Annotated in this window: 16 protein-coding genes; 9 read left to right on the top strand and 7 right to left on the bottom strand. The window is 66.7% G+C overall.

The annotated features are described in order from the left end of the window. Positions 1 to 6: 6 nt before the first annotated feature. Together ACZYZ7_RS02385 and ACZYZ7_RS02380 are read left to right on the top strand one after the other, a co-directional pair. Entirely contained in the window at positions 7 to 804 is a 798-nt protein-coding gene (locus ACZYZ7_RS02385; protein ID WP_450068951.1) for an SDR family NAD(P)-dependent oxidoreductase, read from the top strand. Positions 805 to 809: 5 nt separating this feature from the next. Beyond that, positions 810 to 1,589: a glucose 1-dehydrogenase gene (locus ACZYZ7_RS02380; protein WP_450069255.1), complete on the top strand. Its 780-nt coding sequence runs from the start codon at positions 810 to 812 to the stop codon at positions 1,587 to 1,589. Positions 1,590 to 1,642: 53 nt separating this feature from the next. On the opposite strand, the gene ACZYZ7_RS02375 is transcribed toward ACZYZ7_RS02380, so the two are convergent. The 4 genes from ACZYZ7_RS02375 to ACZYZ7_RS02360 all read right to left on the bottom strand — a co-directional run bounded on the left by ACZYZ7_RS02375 (position 1,643) and on the right by ACZYZ7_RS02360 (position 5,034). Further along, on the bottom strand, positions 1,643 to 2,695 hold the full coding sequence (locus tag ACZYZ7_RS02375; protein ID WP_450068950.1) for an alcohol dehydrogenase catalytic domain-containing protein: 1,053 nt from the start codon (positions 2,693 to 2,695) through the stop codon (positions 1,643 to 1,645). Then, positions 2,695 to 3,891 carry an LLM class flavin-dependent oxidoreductase gene (locus ACZYZ7_RS02370; protein ID WP_450068949.1) on the bottom strand — a complete coding sequence of 399 codons (1,197 nt, stop codon included), beginning with the start codon at positions 3,889 to 3,891 and terminating at the stop codon, positions 2,695 to 2,697. The genes ACZYZ7_RS02375 and ACZYZ7_RS02370 overlap by 1 nt, the downstream gene beginning before the upstream one ends. An 87-nt stretch (positions 3,892 to 3,978) precedes the next feature. Next, a complete protein-coding gene (locus tag ACZYZ7_RS02365; protein ID WP_135453857.1) occupies positions 3,979 to 4,617 on the bottom strand; it encodes a TetR/AcrR family transcriptional regulator in 639 nt (212 codons plus the stop codon). A 42-nt stretch (positions 4,618 to 4,659) separates the two neighbouring features. After that, positions 4,660 to 5,034 (bottom strand): DUF952 domain-containing protein, encoded by a 375-nt coding sequence (locus tag ACZYZ7_RS02360; RefSeq protein WP_450068948.1) that lies wholly within the window; start codon positions 5,032 to 5,034, stop codon positions 4,660 to 4,662. Positions 5,035 to 5,193: 159 nt separating this feature from the next. On the opposite strand from ACZYZ7_RS02360, the gene ACZYZ7_RS02355 reads away from it, so the two are divergent. Next, positions 5,194 to 5,385 carry a DUF7455 domain-containing protein gene (locus ACZYZ7_RS02355; RefSeq protein ID WP_003880579.1) on the top strand — a complete coding sequence of 64 codons (192 nt, stop codon included), beginning with the start codon at positions 5,194 to 5,196 and terminating at the stop codon, positions 5,383 to 5,385. A gap of 85 nt (positions 5,386 to 5,470) precedes the next feature. After that, positions 5,471 to 6,475, top strand: a complete 1,005-nt coding sequence (locus tag ACZYZ7_RS02350) for a YihY/virulence factor BrkB family protein (RefSeq protein WP_135453855.1) — start codon at positions 5,471 to 5,473, stop codon at positions 6,473 to 6,475. Here ACZYZ7_RS02350 and ACZYZ7_RS02345 read toward each other — a convergent pair. Then, on the bottom strand, positions 6,465 to 6,701 hold the full coding sequence (locus ACZYZ7_RS02345) for a DUF3039 domain-containing protein (protein ID WP_044517849.1): 237 nt from the start codon (positions 6,699 to 6,701) through the stop codon (positions 6,465 to 6,467). The genes ACZYZ7_RS02350 and ACZYZ7_RS02345 overlap by 11 nt on opposite strands. A gap of 77 nt (positions 6,702 to 6,778) precedes the next feature. On the opposite strand from ACZYZ7_RS02345, the gene ACZYZ7_RS02340 reads away from it, so the two are divergent. The 3 genes from ACZYZ7_RS02340 (at position 6,779) to ACZYZ7_RS02330 (ending at position 9,185) form a co-directional block, all read left to right on the top strand. Next, positions 6,779 to 7,207, top strand: a complete 429-nt coding sequence (locus ACZYZ7_RS02340; protein WP_450068947.1) for a DUF3099 domain-containing protein — start codon at positions 6,779 to 6,781, stop codon at positions 7,205 to 7,207. Positions 7,208 to 7,324: 117 nt separating this feature from the next. Continuing rightward, a complete protein-coding gene (locus ACZYZ7_RS02335; RefSeq protein WP_286174847.1) occupies positions 7,325 to 8,314 on the top strand; it encodes a sigma-70 family RNA polymerase sigma factor in 990 nt (329 codons plus the stop codon). A 181-nt stretch (positions 8,315 to 8,495) separates the two neighbouring features. Next, a complete protein-coding gene (locus ACZYZ7_RS02330; RefSeq protein ID WP_036444961.1) occupies positions 8,496 to 9,185 on the top strand; it encodes a metal-dependent transcriptional regulator in 690 nt (229 codons plus the stop codon). Between the two features lie 4 nt (positions 9,186 to 9,189). Here ACZYZ7_RS02330 and ACZYZ7_RS02325 read toward each other — a convergent pair whose 3' ends face one another. Next, positions 9,190 to 10,257: a DUF4192 domain-containing protein gene (locus ACZYZ7_RS02325; RefSeq protein ID WP_450068946.1), complete on the bottom strand. Its 1,068-nt coding sequence runs from the start codon at positions 10,255 to 10,257 to the stop codon at positions 9,190 to 9,192. 174 nt (positions 10,258 to 10,431) lie between these two features. Here ACZYZ7_RS02325 and sthA point away from each other — a divergent pair, with 174 nt between their 5' ends. Further along, positions 10,432 to 11,838 carry a Si-specific NAD(P)(+) transhydrogenase gene (gene sthA / locus ACZYZ7_RS02320; RefSeq protein ID WP_450069254.1) on the top strand — a complete coding sequence of 469 codons (1,407 nt, stop codon included), beginning with the start codon at positions 10,432 to 10,434 and terminating at the stop codon, positions 11,836 to 11,838. Here sthA and ACZYZ7_RS02315 read toward each other — a convergent pair. Further along, positions 11,835 to 12,635, bottom strand: coding sequence for a trypsin-like serine peptidase (locus tag ACZYZ7_RS02315; RefSeq protein WP_286174845.1), 801 nt, complete (start codon positions 12,633 to 12,635; stop codon positions 11,835 to 11,837). The genes sthA and ACZYZ7_RS02315 overlap by 4 nt on opposite strands. Before the next feature lie 186 nt (positions 12,636 to 12,821). Here ACZYZ7_RS02315 and ACZYZ7_RS02310 point away from each other — a divergent pair, with 186 nt between their 5' ends. Next, on the top strand, positions 12,822 to 13,847 hold the full coding sequence (locus tag ACZYZ7_RS02310; protein ID WP_135453849.1) for a proteasome assembly chaperone family protein: 1,026 nt from the start codon (positions 12,822 to 12,824) through the stop codon (positions 13,845 to 13,847). Positions 13,848 to 13,869 lie beyond the last annotated feature (22 nt).

Genomic DNA, 13,869 nt, shown 5'->3' with positions numbered 1-13,869 from the left:
CAACCCATGAAGCTGAGGAACACCCGCGCTCTGGTCACCGGCGCGAGCCGCGGACTGGGCAAGAGCATCGCCGAGGTGCTGGCCGCACGCGGCGTCGACGTCGCCGTGGTGGCCCGCGATGCCGAGTCGCTCAACCTGCTCGCCAAGGAGATCGGCGGCAGGGCCTACCCGACCGACCTCACCGATCCCGCCGCCGTCGAGGCACTGCTGGACCAGGTCGAGGCCGACGGCCCCGTCGACATCCTGGTCAACAATGCCGGAATCGACCGGGTCGGCCTGTTCCCCGACGCCAGCGCCTCCGACGTGCAGAACCTCCTGCAGGTCAACCTCGCCGCACCCCTGGAGTTGTGCCGCCAGGCCATGCCGCGGATGGTGAGCCGGGGCCGCGGTCACATCGTCAACGTGTCGTCCTACGGTGCGATCGCGCAGGGTCCCGGCGTCACGTTGTACGGCACCTCCAAGGCCGGCCTGAGCCATTTCACCGCCGGTATCCGCGCGGAGCTGCGGGGTAAGCCTGTGGGCACCACGCTCGTCCAGCTCGGCGAGGTGAGGACCGACATGATCGACCACATCCGGGAATTCACGCCCGCGCGCAAGACGATCGAGCGGTTCGAACGCCTGCGGATGCTGCCTTCGTCCGCACTCGAGCCCGAGGTCGTGGCCACTGCCATCGCCGACGCCATCGAACGCAACAAGCGCCATGTCGTCATGCCGCGTCAGATCGTGGCCATGGCCAAGGTCACCGAGTTCCCCCGCCGGATGTCGGAGATCCTGCTGACCGGCATCGACCAGAACGAGAAGTAGCCATGGTGAACGCGAAGCTGATGGATCTGTCCGGCAAGGTCGCGATCGTCACCGGCGCCGCCCGCGGACAGGGTGAAGCCGAAGCGCGGTTGTTCGCCGCGCTCGGTGCCCGGGTGGTACTGACCGACGTCCTCGCCGAAGAGGGTGAGCGGGTCGCCGAATCGATCGGCCCCGCCGCCCGCTTCGTCCGCCACGATGTGGGCAGCGAAATCGATTGGCGCACAACCGTCGATACCGCGATGGCGGAGTTCGGACGGGTCGACGTGCTGGTCAACAATGCCGCCATCTGCAAGGTGGTGCCGCTGGCTGAGCAGGACACCGCCGGATTCGAGCAGATGCTGCGGGTCAATCTCATCGGCGCCTTCCTCGGCATGCAGGCCGTCACGGAACCGATGAAGGCCGCCGGCGGCGGCTCGATCGTCAACATCTCGTCACAGGCCGGTGTGCAGGGACTCGCCGGCTACACCGCATACGGCGCATCGAAGTGGGGCTTGCGCGGCATGTCGAAGGTCGCGGCAATCGAGCTGGGCCCGTTGGGCATTCGGGTCAACACCGTCTATCCCGGCATGATCGACACGCCGATGATCGCCCATCTCGAGGTGGAACGCGGTCTCGGAGGTCATCCCGGTGCGCCACTCACGCGCGTCGGTACCCCCGAAGAGGTTGCCGACGTCGTGGCATTCCTCGCCTCGGACGCATCGTCGTACATCACCGGCGCGGATCTGACCGTCGATGGTGGCGCCAGTGCCGGCCGTATTCCGGTGACGCCGGTTCACGCCGGCTGACCGCGATTCCGCGCTGCGCGCCCCCTCGACGCACAGCGCGGACTTCGCCGACCTCACGCCCCGGGCAGCACCAGGATCTTGACGTGCGCCTCGGGGTCACGCAGCGCCTCGAAAGCGTCGCCCAGCCCGTCCAGACCGACCCGGCCGGTGATGATCGCCTCGGCGTCGATCTCGCCGTCGGCCAGCCGCTTCAGCACGGTGTCATAGGCCTCATGGTAGGGGCCGTGGCCGAAGTTGATCGCGATCTGCCGGAACTGGGCGACCACCGGGATGATCGTCTCGTCACCGAAAGGTGAAGCCACGACCTGGATCCGGGATCCGAACGGCAAGGTGTGGGTCAGCGTGTTGAGGGTGCCGACGCGCCCGCTGCACTCGTAGGCGATGAGGATGCCATTACCTCCGCGGCCTTCCATGAGCATCGAATTCCACAGCTCGATGGGATCCTGCTCGTTCGTGTCGACCACGATGTCGGCACCCATCTTGAGTGCCAGCTCGCGGCGCTTGGGCGAGGGCTCGGCGGCGATCACCGTGTGCGCACCGTGGGCCTTGGCCGCCAGGATCGTGCCGAGACCGATAGAGCCGCAACCGATCACCAGTGCGGCGTCGGCCTCGGTGAGCCCCGACTGCTGCACGTGCATCTCGCCGACGTGCAGCGGCTCGGCCAGCGTTGCGTGCTCGAGGGACAACCCGTCCGGCACCCTGCGCACCCAGAACCCGTCGACGACGATGAACTCGCCGAAGGCACCGTGGTATTCGTTCGAATAGCCGATGATCGTCGGGATGCCGGTGCCGGCCTCGGTGGCGACGCCGATACCCGCGACCCGGTCACCCACCTCGAAATCGGTGACGCCCGGACCGCATTCGACGACCGTGCCGGCGTACTCGTGTCCGAGCACGATGGGCTTGCTGTGGTCGAACACCGCGAGCGGGAAGCCCCCGGCGGCTGCGACCGACACGAACCGGCACGGATCCTTCGACATGCTCAGATCGCTGCCGCAGATGCCGCAGGCCACAACCTTGATGCGCAGTTGCCCGGGCCCGGTGGCCGGTGGCTCGGTGACGTCGGTGACGGTGAACGTGCCTTCGAAGTACTGCGCCGCGCGCATCAGGCCCCCTGCCCGGCGAGCTGCTCGGCAGGCTGGCCGTAATAGTCGGTGTGCGCCTTGGTGATCGCGCCGATGAGGCCGCCGAGGAGGTATTGGCTGTTGTCCTCGGCGAATTGCATGCTGGCCTGCCGTCCGACGTTGCGGTTCTTGAAGTGCGGGACGACCTCGGAGGCGAACAGTTCGTAGCTGCGCTTCGTGTCGTCCCAGCCGGCCATGTCCACATGCATGATCAGCAGCGTGCCGAATCCGCCGGTCTTCTCGATGAGACGCTCGATCTGCGCGATCGCATCTTCAGGCGTTCCGATGATGACCTGGCCGAACTCGCCCAGGTTGTCGGTGCGCCACTGGTTGATGATGCCCTCGGGGGTCTGCGCCCAGTCGGGGTTGATGCCCTGCTGGCGGTTGACGTATTCGGCGATGGCATGGATCCGGCGGCTGACGGCCCGCTCCGCGTCGGCCCGGGTCTCGGCGATGAACATCGGATTGACCAGGCGCCAGGTGGAGCGGTCCGCCCGGTGTCCGTTCTCGGCCGAAACCTTCTCGTAGACACCCCAGTTGCGGTCGAGCACGTCGAATCCGGTCGGTGAGCTGGCCGCCAGCGACAGCAGAGACAGCCCGTGCGTGCCGGCTAGCACCGACCCGTTCGGAGAGATGGTCGACGCGGTCGCCACCTCGATGCCTGCCGGATCGTAGGTGGGCAACTGGGCCCGCGCATCGCGGAGGGTGAACCAGTCGGTCTCCATGTTGACGACCTCGCCGCGTAGCAGCCGGAGTACCGCCTCCAGCGCCTCGCCCTGCATGCGACGCTGGTCGCTCGGGTTGATCCCCATCATGTGCGCGTCCAGCGGGATCTTGCCCGGCCCGGTGCCGACGATCAGCCGGCCGCGGGTCTGCAGATCGAGTTGGGTGATGCGGTCCGCGGTGACCAGCGGGTGGTGGTAGGGCAGCGACATCACGCCGGTGCCGAAGCGGATGCGCTCGGTGCGCTCTGCTGCTGCGGCGATGAACATGTCTGGCGCAGGGACGATTTCAGACCCGGTCGAGTGGTGCTCACCCATCCACGCCTCGTCGAAGCCGAGATGGTCGAGGTGTTCCATCAGGTCGATGTCACGCCGCAGCTGCAGTGCCGGGTCGGCGTTGAGGGGGTGGTAGGGCGCCAGGAACGCCCCGAACTTGATCGAACTCGAATTCCACATGTCCCGGACGTTATCTGGATCGATTGATTGGATCAAATGATCCAGAAATTCAAACGCGAAAACTCCCGCTGGGTAGGACGGATCAGTTCAGGAACCGAGGAGGCGATCGACGCCGCCGACGACGAAACACACCAGGTCGTCGTAGAAATCGCGCAGTTCGTCCTCGTCGAGACGGCTGCCGTTACGGCGCCATTCGTCGGCCCGACTCAGCGCTTGGATGAAGTTCATGATCGAGATGGCCCAGCGCAGTTCCAGGCGCGCCGGGTCGGAATCCGGAAAGGCCCGCTGAACTTGGGTGAACAGTTCGTCGGGCAGGTGCTGCTCGGTAGCGAGAAGCACCGGATTGTTCTCCTGCGAGATCTGCGCGATGATCTTGATCCACCGCATCCCCCGGACCCGATGGCGCACCAGCAGTTTCAGATACGGCTCGGTGACCGCGCGGACCAGGGCGTCAGGACTCGGCGCGACCGGATCGGCGGCGAGTACCGCCACGTTGACCGCGATCTCGTCGCGCACCGGCGCACCGACGTCGGTGAGCACCGCGCGCAGCAGGTCATCCTTGGATCCGAAGTGGTAATGCACCGAGGCCGCACCGAGGCCCGCGGCGGCATTGACCGCGCGCACCGATACCGCATCGACCCCTTGAGCGGCGAACAATCGTTCGGCAGCCTTCACCAGGCGCAGCCGGGTGGCCGCGCCCTGCCGATTCTGGGCTGCGCCGGACACCTGACGAGCATGTCACGGGCCGCACCGGCCGCTGAGTGCGCTCTACCGCGACGGCGTGTCGCCGGTCAGCGGTGCGAACCGCCCCTGGTCGTCAGGCACATAGGCCGTGGTGCTCATCACAGCGCCCACCGGCAGCGGGCCGTACAGATGCGGGAAGAGCATCGATTCAGGGTCCGTCGGAACCCCCGGCTCCCAGCGCACCGGATCCGTCAACTTCTCCGGATCGATGTGCAGCAGCACCAGGTCGCCGCGTCCGGAGTAGAGCCGGTTGGCCGGCAGATGCACCTGCCCCGGAGCCGAAAGGTGGACGAAGCCCTGCACCCCGAGTGAGTCCGGACGGTGTTCGCCGCTACGCTGAGCCGTCAGCCAGTCCTCGACGCTGCACAGGTGAACCAGGACACGCGGCGATGGATGCATACCGTCAGCTTGCCCCGCCAGCAACACGGCGGCCAAGTGAGACACGACACACCGGTGAACCATTGGGGAACAAGGCCGGAATCCAAAACGTCTGACAGAGTAGACATACGCAATCAAGGCGCCTTTGCCGAGATGCGCAGAGCAGAAGACGGAGGAGCCATGAACGCAACTCTGACAAGCCCCGAGCTAACCAGAGCCGATCGCTGCGATCGTTGCGGTGCGGCCGCACGCGTGCGCGCGAAGCTGCCCTCGGGGGCGGAGCTGCTCTTCTGCCAGCACCATGCCAATGAGCACGAGGCCAAGCTGGTCGAGCTGGCCGCAGTGCTCGAGACCAGCGCGGCCGAGGCATAACGGCCGTCGGCGCGGCACCTTTCGTAACCTCCGACACCACCCCGCCTGGGCAGGAGCACGTTTCGTCAGTAATGCTTGACTGGTCATGACTGGCCAGCCACTTCCAGTACCACCATCACGCCACCACATCTGGCACATCACTCGACGCACGTTGTCGAAGAGCTGGGACGACTCCATCTTCTCGGAGTCTGCGCAGGCGGCGTTCTGGTGCGCGTTGTCACTGCCTCCCCTCCTGTTGGGGATGCTCGGCAGCCTGGCCTACATCGCACCGCTGTTCGGGCCGGACACCTTGCCGACGATCCAGGATCAGCTGATCAACGCGGCGAACAGCTTCTTCTCCCCCAACGTCGTCAACGAGATCATCGAACCGACGATCCGTGACATCGTGCGGGGCGCCCGGGGCGAGGTGGTGTCCGTGGGCTTCGTGATCTCGTTGTGGGCCGGGTCGTCGGCAGTCTCGGCGTTCGTGGACTCCATCGTGGAGGCCCACGACCAGACGCCGTTGCGGCATCCGGTGCGGCAGCGCTTCTATGCGCTGGGGCTCTACGTGATCATGCTGGTCTCCGCCATCGGGGCCGCGCCGCTTCTGGCGCTGGGCCCGCGTGCGATCTCCGAACACATCCCGGACAGCTGGGACAACGTGCTGCGCTACGGGTATTACCCGGCGCTTTTCCTGGCGGTTTTCATCGGGGTGACCATTCTGTACCGGGTCTCGTTGCCTGCGCCGATCCCGACGCACCGCCTGATGCTCGGCGCGATACTGGCCACCGTCGTGTTCCTGGTCGCCACATTCGGGCTGCGGATCTATCTGACCTGGATCACCAGCACCGGCTACACCTACGGCGCGCTGGCCACACCGATCGCGTTTCTACTGTTCGCGTTCTTCCTGGGTTTTGCCATCATGCTCGGCGCCGAACTCAATGCGGCCATTCAAGAGGAGTGGCCCGCGTCGGACACCCACGCCAGGAGACTGCGGGAATGGCTGGAGGACAAAGCCCTCAACGGCGGCCACAACAGCGGGGCCCAGGCACCGGCCGAAACCCGTGTGCCCGAGTCCGCCGAGCCGCCGCTACAGCCGCCTACTTCTTGAGCGATTCGTAGATCTTCTTGCAGTCGGGGCACACCGGAGAGCCCGGCTTGGCCGACTTCGTCACGGGGAACACCTCGCCGCACAGCGCGACCACATGCGTGCCCATGACGGCACTTTCGGCGATCTTGTTCTTCTTGACGTAATGAAAGAACTTGGGGGTGTCGTCGTCGGTCCCGTCGTCGACGCGTTCGTCGGTGTCCGGGCGCTCGATGGTCTGGGTCTGCATAGTTTTATTGTGCCTGGCTGCGGGGCATAGGGAAATCCGCCTGTCACCACCTGGTCCAGGTGTGGAACAGTAGAGGCATGAAACAAAGCCACGAGCTGAGTTTCGACGACGATTTCGGCGACGATTTCGGCAAGGAAGCCCGCCCGGTACTCATCACCAAAGCCGCACCCGCATACGAAGTGCAGCATCGCCAACGCGTCCGCAAGTACCTGACGCTGATGGCCTTCCGCATTCCCGCGCTCATCCTCGCGGCGGTCGCCTACAACATCTGGCAGAACGGGCTCATCTCGCTCGCGATCATCGTGGTGTCGATACCGCTGCCCTGGATGGCGGTGCTGATCGCAAACGATCGTCCCCCGCGCAGCGCCGAGGAGCCACGGCGCTACGCAGGTCGCGGCGAGCGGATTCCACTGTTCCCGACCGCGGAGCGGCCGGCGTTACAGAAGGAACCGTTCATGCCACCGCAACCGGACTCAGCGCGATCCGGCGACGATGCCCCAAGCTGAGCCGCTTCTTTAGCTATTCTCAGGACATTCTCAGGTCGCTTCGGAAAAACCGCAGCTCAACGGGCATGAATCCGGGGATCGGTGGGAACTCTCATGGCGTCTACGACGTTGTAGATCATGACAGTTCGAGCTGATCAGGAGGCCGTCATGGCAAATGCCACCACAAGCCGCGTCGACAGTGATCTGGACGCCCAGAGCCCTGCCGCCGACCTCGTGCGCGTGTATCTGAACGGCATCGGCAAAACGGCGTTGCTCAACGCCGCCGATGAGGTAGAGCTCGCAAAGCGCATCGAGGCAGGCTTGTACGCCCAGCACGTGCTGAACACCAAGAAGCGTCTGGGCGAGAACCGCAAGCGCGACCTGGCCACCGTCGTCCGCGACGGTGAGGCGGCCCGCCGGCACCTGCTGGAAGCCAACCTCCGCCTGGTGGTCTCGCTGGCCAAGCGGTACACGGGTCGCGGAATGCCGCTGCTGGACCTGATCCAGGAAGGCAACCTGGGTCTGATCCGCGCGATGGAGAAGTTCGACTACACCAAGGGCTTCAAGTTCTCCACGTACGCCACGTGGTGGATCCGCCAGGCGATCACCCGCGGGATGGCGGACCAGAGCCGCACCATCCGTCTCCCCGTCCACCTGGTCGAGCAGGTCAACAAGCTGGCCCGGATCAAGCGTGAGATGCACCAGAACCTTGGCCGCGAGGCCACCGACGAGGAACTGGCCGAGGAGTCCGGCATTCCGGTCGAGAAGATCAACGATCTGCTGGAGCACAGCCGCGACCCGGTGAGCCTGGACATGCCGGTCGGCACCGACGAAGAAGCCCCGCTGGGCGACTTCATCGAAGACGAGAACGCGATGTCGGCCGAGAACGCCGTCATCTCCGAGCTGCTGCACACCGACATCCGCCACGTGCTGGCCACGCTCGACGAGCGCGAGCAGCAGGTGATCCGGTTGCGGTTCGGCCTCGACGACGGTCAGCCCCGCACCCTGGACCAGATCGGCAAGTTGTTCGGTCTGTCCCGCGAGCGGGTCCGCCAGATCGAGCGTGAGGTGATGGCCAAGCTCCGCAACGGCGAGCGTGCCGATCGGCTCCGCTCCTACGCCAGCTAGTCCCTCCTGACGATGTGCCCCGCCGGTTTCCGGCGGGGCACTTCGCATATCCAGGCATTTTCCCCGCATGTCCTGGGGTTTTGCGCCACGATGTGACCTGCCCGACGCCGCTATGTTGCGCCGCAGTTCAAACGCCGGAAACGGTAGACTGTCCGGTGACGTTGGGGCTGGGAAGGCGCGCATGAACGATCTGGTCGATACCACCGAGATGTACCTGCGGACGATCTACGACCTCGAGGAAGAGGGCGTGGTGCCGCTGCGTGCCCGCATCGCCGAACGCCTCGACCAAAGTGGTCCGACGGTCAGCCAGACGGTGTCACGCATGGAGCGCGACGGCCTGCTGCACGTCGCCGGTGACCGCCACCTGGAGCTGACCGACAAGGGCCGTGCCCTCGCGGTCGCCGTGATGCGCAAGCACCGGCTGGCCGAACGGTTGCTCGTCGATGTGATCGGGTTGCCGTGGGAGGACGTCCACGCCGAGGCGTGCCGCTGGGAGCACGTGATGAGTGAGGACGTGGAGCGGCGCCTGGTCCAGGTGCTCGACAACCCCACCACCTCCCCGTTCGGCAACCCCATCCCGGGTCTGTCGGACCTGGGCGTCGGCGCCGCAGGCTTCGACGATGTCAGCCTGGTCCGGCTCACCGAACTCCCGGTCGGGTTGCCGGTGGCCGTGGTGGTGCGTCAGCTCACCGAGCACGTTCAGGGCGACACCGAGCTCATCGGCCGGCTCAAGGACGCCGGAGTGGTGCCGAACGCGCGGGTCACCGTCGAGGCCAACGACCACGGCGGCGTGATGATCGTGATCCCCGGGCACGAGCAGGTCGAGCTGCCCCATCACATGGCGCACGCGGTCCGCGTCGAGAAGGTCTAGCGACTCAACCGGCCCTGCGCCCCCACGCTCTTCGCCGCGGCAACTGGACGCCGAGCTGCTCAGCCAACCGATACCCGGTGGCCGCCAGCTCCCGGATCCGCTCGGGGCGCATCCCCGATTGCAGTGCGGTGTCGAGCATTCCGGCCATCCGGTGCGTCGGCCGCGCCTGCAAGGCGGCATCCAGCGATACCCCGGCCAGCGGACCGTCGCCGCGTGCATACGCCGAAAAAGCCAGCAGGACAAGCGCCTCCGCGCGCCACGGCTCGGGCAGATTGCGGGCCGACAGAGCCCACAGGGCTTCGGCCTGCTCCGCGCACTCCCCCACCGCCAGCGCATAGAGCGTGTCGCGGACCCGGGGGTCGGCCAACCCGACAGCCAGCCGCGCCAACTCGGCACCACCGGGCACATCACCCTCAGCCAGCGCCAGGGCCGCCGTCATCGCGGCCTCGATGTCGCTGCGCACCTCGGCGTCGGGCCGAGTGTCCGGACAGCCGGGCCGCTGCGCCACGAGCGCCAACGGCCGTTTCATCGAGTCGCGCGCGACCGGATCCGGCCGGATCACCTGCAGCAGTTCGTCGCGGCTGGCGTAGAGCCGCCTACCGTCCAGCACCGCCGCTGCCGCCAGCGGCGACGCACTCGGGTCATCCACCCGCCCCTGTTCGCCACAACCGTCGGCGCAGTGCCAGAATCCGCCGACCGCCACCTTGTCCACCACATGCGCGGCATAGAGCTCGATGCCGTCGGCGGCGAGCGCCTGTTCCAGCACCGACGCCAGGTCGCGGTAGCGGTCGTCGCACACCCGGCAGTCCCTACTGTGGTCATCCACCACCACGGCGATCACCGCGTCCACGCCGGCTGTGGCGGCGAGGCCGACCAGGTGCGCGATGCGCTCGGTCATGTCCTCGGTCAGATCGGCGCGCATGACGCAGCCCAACTCGCCCCGGTCGACGGTGACCAGAACGAGGCTGCGGTGCGGGACGAATCCGAGCACCGCGGGCAGTGCGGCGATCAGCGCACCAGGACGGGTGAGATGGAAGTCGAACTCTGACGAGGATGGCGATGGTGTTGTCATGGCCCGACCGTGCCAACCGGCGCCGTCACGGATCGGCACCCGAGCCGTCGGTTGCGGCCGGCTGGGGATGGACTCTGTGCTGGGGATAACCAAAGGCATTTGTTCATCCGGTATTCGGTCTCGCCGACATGCGAGGAGCAGGCAACCGGCGTAGACAGGTTGTCCATGGGTTCGATGCAGGAGTACGACCTCGTCGTCATCGGTTCCGGTCCGGGGGGTCAACGCGCCGCCATCGCCGCGGCGAAGCTCGGCAAATCCGTTGCGGTGGTCGAACGGGGCATGATGCTCGGCGGTGTGTGCGTCAACACCGGCACCATCCCGTCCAAGACACTGCGGGAAGCCGTCGTCTACCTGACCGGCATGAGCCAGCGCGAACTCTACGGCGCGAGTTACCGCGTCAAGGACAAGATCACGCCGGCCGATCTGCTGGCGCGTACCCAGCACGTCATCGGCAAGGAGATCGACGTCGTGCGGTCCCAGCTGATGCGCAACCGGATCGAGCTCTACACCGGGCACGGCCGGTTCGCCGACGACCACACCATCGTCGTCGAGGACCCCAGCCGCGCCGAATTGGTCACTGTCCGTGGCCGTTTCATCGTCATCGCCACCGGAACCAAACCGGCCCGGCCCGCCGGCGTGACGTTCGACGACGCCCGGGTGCTCGATTCCGACGGCATCCTCGATCTCAAGACCCTGCCCACCTCCATGGTGGTGGTCGGCGCCGGAGTCATCGGGATCGAATACGCCTCGATGTTCGCCGCGCTCGGCACCAAGGTCACCGTGGTGGAGAAGCGCGACAGCATGCTCGAGTTCTGTGACCCCGAGATCATCGAGTCGCTGCGCTTCCATCTGCGCGACCTCGCGGTGACGTTCCGGTTCGGTGAAGAGGTCACCGGCGTCGACGTCGGCCCGTCCGGCACCGTGACCACCCTGGCCAGCGGCAAGCAGATCCCCGCGGAGACCGTGATGTATTCGGCTGGGCGCCAAGGCCAGACCGATCACCTCGATCTGGCGAACGCCGGCCTGGAATCCGACGCCCGCGGCCGCATCTACGTCGACGACAACTTCACCACCAAGGTGGACCACATCTATGCGGTGGGCGATGTCATCGGATTCCCGGCACTGGCCGCCACGTCGATGGAGCAGGGCCGGCTGGCGGCCTACCATGCCTTCGGCGAGCCCACCAAAGGCATGATGAGCCTGCAGCCGATCGGCATCTACTCGATCCCGGAGGTGTCCTTCGTCGGCGCAACCGAGGTCGATCTGACCAAGGATTCGATCCCCTACGAAGTCGGTGTATCCCGCTACCGCGAACTGGCGCGCGGCCAGATCGCCGGGGACTCCTACGGGATGCTCAAACTACTGGTGTCCACCGAGGATCTGCGGGTGCTGGGCGTGCACATCTTCGGCACCAACGCCACCGAGATGGTGCACATCGGGCAGGCCGTGATGGGGTGCGGCGGCACCGTCGAATACCTCGTCGACGCGGTGTTCAACTATCCGACGTTCTCCGAGGCGTACAAGGTCGCGGCGCTGGACGTGATGAACAAGCTGCGCGCGCTCAACCAGTTCCGTTACTAGCAGTCGGATTCCAGCGCCGCGGGCGCCGCGTCGCCGGGTCCGCCCGCCTCGGCTCTGGCCAGCAATCGGTCGATCCGGCCATCGAAGTGTGGCGAGTAGGACACGTCGTCGTCGCATCCACCGCCGTCGAGCCCGCCGACCAACCCGGTCACCGTCGAGCCCGAAACCCACGGCGCGCCACTGAAACCGTCGGTCAGGCCCGCACAGGCCAGAGACGGGAACCCCTGCGGCGACCACGCGGTGGCGCCCCGGCAGGCCAGCGGGCTACCGCCCTCTCCCATCGGGTAGCCGGTCACCGTCACCGGAACACCCGGCGCAGGCGCTGACCCCAGGGCCAGCCCGCCGCCGGCCGCCCCGAGCAGGCTCGCGCCGGACCCGCCGGTGACCCGCACGATGGCGTAGTCGGCCTGCGGATCCTGCTCGGCGATCCAGCGCGGGTCCAGATACGCCGCCTCGACGTGCCAGGAATCGCCACCGCCCTCACCGAAGCCGGGAATGAACGTGGTGTCGACACCGTCGAGAAGGCAGTGCGCGGCCGTCAGGATGAGATCGCCGGACGTGCTGGCCAGCACCGATCCGCTGCAGGTGTGGGTCGTGGTGTCGCCGAGGAACAGTGCCCCCACCCGCCGGTCCGGCATCACCGACTCGGCCCCGGCCTGCGACAACGGGCTGGCCACGACCGACGGGCTGCTGGGCGGGACCGTTGTGGGGCCGGCGCCTGCGGTCCGGTTACCCGGCCCGGTGCAGGCCGCGACCAGAGCGGTCACCGCCGCCGCCGCGACTGTGAGCTTCACCATCGGGGTCACCTGCATCATCACGATTTTGCCTGATCGCGCCGATTACCGCCGGAATGCCGGGCCCGACCCGGCGCGTTCGCATGCACAAGCGGGGCGGAACGAACCCGCAGCCCGGGTATGCGAGACACTAGATGGCATGGTGGTGGGCCGTCACAGCGTCCTACCGCAGCGAGGAGACGAAGCGAGATGACCGACAGCAGCGACACCCCCGACCAGCACTACCAGCCCGATCAGAGCGGCATGTACGAGCTTGAGTTCCCGGCGCCGCAGCTGTCGTCGTCGGATGGCCGCGGCCCGGTGCTGATCCACGCCCTGGAGGGGTTCTCCGACGCCGGTCACGCGATCCGGCTGGCCGCCGAGCACCTCAAAGACACCCTCGACACCGAACTGGTCGCGTCCTTCGCCATCGACGAGCTGCTCGACTACCGGTCCCGCAGGCCGCTGATGACGTTCAAGACCGACCACTTCACCAGCTACGAGGAACCCGAGCTGAACCTGTACGCGTTGCATGACGGCGTGGGCACGCCGTTCCTGCTGCTGGCCGGCCTGGAGCCGGACCTGAGGTGGGAGCGTTTCATCACCGCGGTGCGGCTGCTCTCCGAGCAGCTCGGGGTACGGCGGGTGATCGGCCTCGGCACGATTCCGATGGCGGTGCCGCACACGCGGCCGGTGATGCTGACCGCCCACTCCAACGACAAGGAGCTGATCGCCGACCACACCCCCTGGGTCGGGGAGATCCAGGTTCCGGCGAGCGTGTCCAACCTGCTCGAGTTCCGCATGGCTCAGCACGGCCACGAGGTGGTCGGTTACACCGTGCACGTTCCGCACTACCTGGCCCAGACGGCCTATCCGCCCGCGGCCGAGGCACTGCTCGCCGAAGTGGCCCGGACCGGTTCGCTACAACTGCCGTTGGAGAAACTGTCCGAAGCCGGTGCCGAGGTGTACAGCAAGATCAACGAGCAGGTAGAGGCCAGCACCGAGGTCGCCCAAGTGGTGACCGGGTTGGAGCGCCAGTACGATGCTTTCGTTGCCGCACAGGAAAATCGGTCCCTGCTGGCGCGTGACGAGGAACTGCCCAGCGGTGACGAGTTGGGAGCCGAGTTCGAACGGTTCCTCGCCCAGCAGACCGGTGACAAGTACAAAGACGACAAGTACAAAGACGGACGGGATGGCTTCGGCGACGGATTCCCGAACGGCGACAACCACTCATAGCAGCCCGGTGGCGGGCCGAGAG

The organism is Mycobacterium sp. IDUB_17, from assembly GCF_055419465.1.
This window is presented reverse-complemented; position numbering and strand designations above follow the sequence as displayed.

Bases quoted from the DNA above. Each gene is read 5' to 3' on its own strand.
- ACZYZ7_RS02385 (WP_450068951.1), top strand. From the start codon at position 7: ATGAAGCTGAGGAACACCCGCGCTCTGGTCACCGGCGCGAGCCGCGGA.
- ACZYZ7_RS02375 (WP_450068950.1), bottom strand. From the start codon at position 2,695: ATGCGCGCGGCGCAGTACTTCGAAGGCACGTTCACCGTCACCGACGTC.
- ACZYZ7_RS02370 (WP_450068949.1), bottom strand. From the start codon at position 3,891: ATGTGGAATTCGAGTTCGATCAAGTTCGGGGCGTTCCTGGCGCCCTAC.
- ACZYZ7_RS02360 (WP_450068948.1), bottom strand. From the start codon at position 5,034: ATGCATCCATCGCCGCGTGTCCTGGTTCACCTGTGCAGCGTCGAGGAC.
- ACZYZ7_RS02355 (WP_003880579.1), top strand. From the start codon at position 5,194: ATGAACGCAACTCTGACAAGCCCCGAGCTAACCAGAGCCGATCGCTGC.
- ACZYZ7_RS02350 (WP_135453855.1), top strand. From the start codon at position 5,471: ATGACTGGCCAGCCACTTCCAGTACCACCATCACGCCACCACATCTGG.
- ACZYZ7_RS02345 (WP_044517849.1), bottom strand. From the start codon at position 6,701: ATGCAGACCCAGACCATCGAGCGCCCGGACACCGACGAACGCGTCGAC.
- ACZYZ7_RS02340 (WP_450068947.1), top strand. From the start codon at position 6,779: ATGAAACAAAGCCACGAGCTGAGTTTCGACGACGATTTCGGCGACGAT.
- ACZYZ7_RS02335 (WP_286174847.1), top strand. From the start codon at position 7,325: ATGACAGTTCGAGCTGATCAGGAGGCCGTCATGGCAAATGCCACCACA.
- ACZYZ7_RS02330 (WP_036444961.1), top strand. From the start codon at position 8,496: ATGAACGATCTGGTCGATACCACCGAGATGTACCTGCGGACGATCTAC.
- ACZYZ7_RS02325 (WP_450068946.1), bottom strand. From the start codon at position 10,257: ATGACAACACCATCGCCATCCTCGTCAGAGTTCGACTTCCATCTCACC.
- sthA (WP_450069254.1), top strand. From the start codon at position 10,432: ATGCAGGAGTACGACCTCGTCGTCATCGGTTCCGGTCCGGGGGGTCAA.
- ACZYZ7_RS02315 (WP_286174845.1), bottom strand. From the start codon at position 12,635: ATGGTGAAGCTCACAGTCGCGGCGGCGGCGGTGACCGCTCTGGTCGCG.
- ACZYZ7_RS02310 (WP_135453849.1), top strand. From the start codon at position 12,822: ATGACCGACAGCAGCGACACCCCCGACCAGCACTACCAGCCCGATCAG.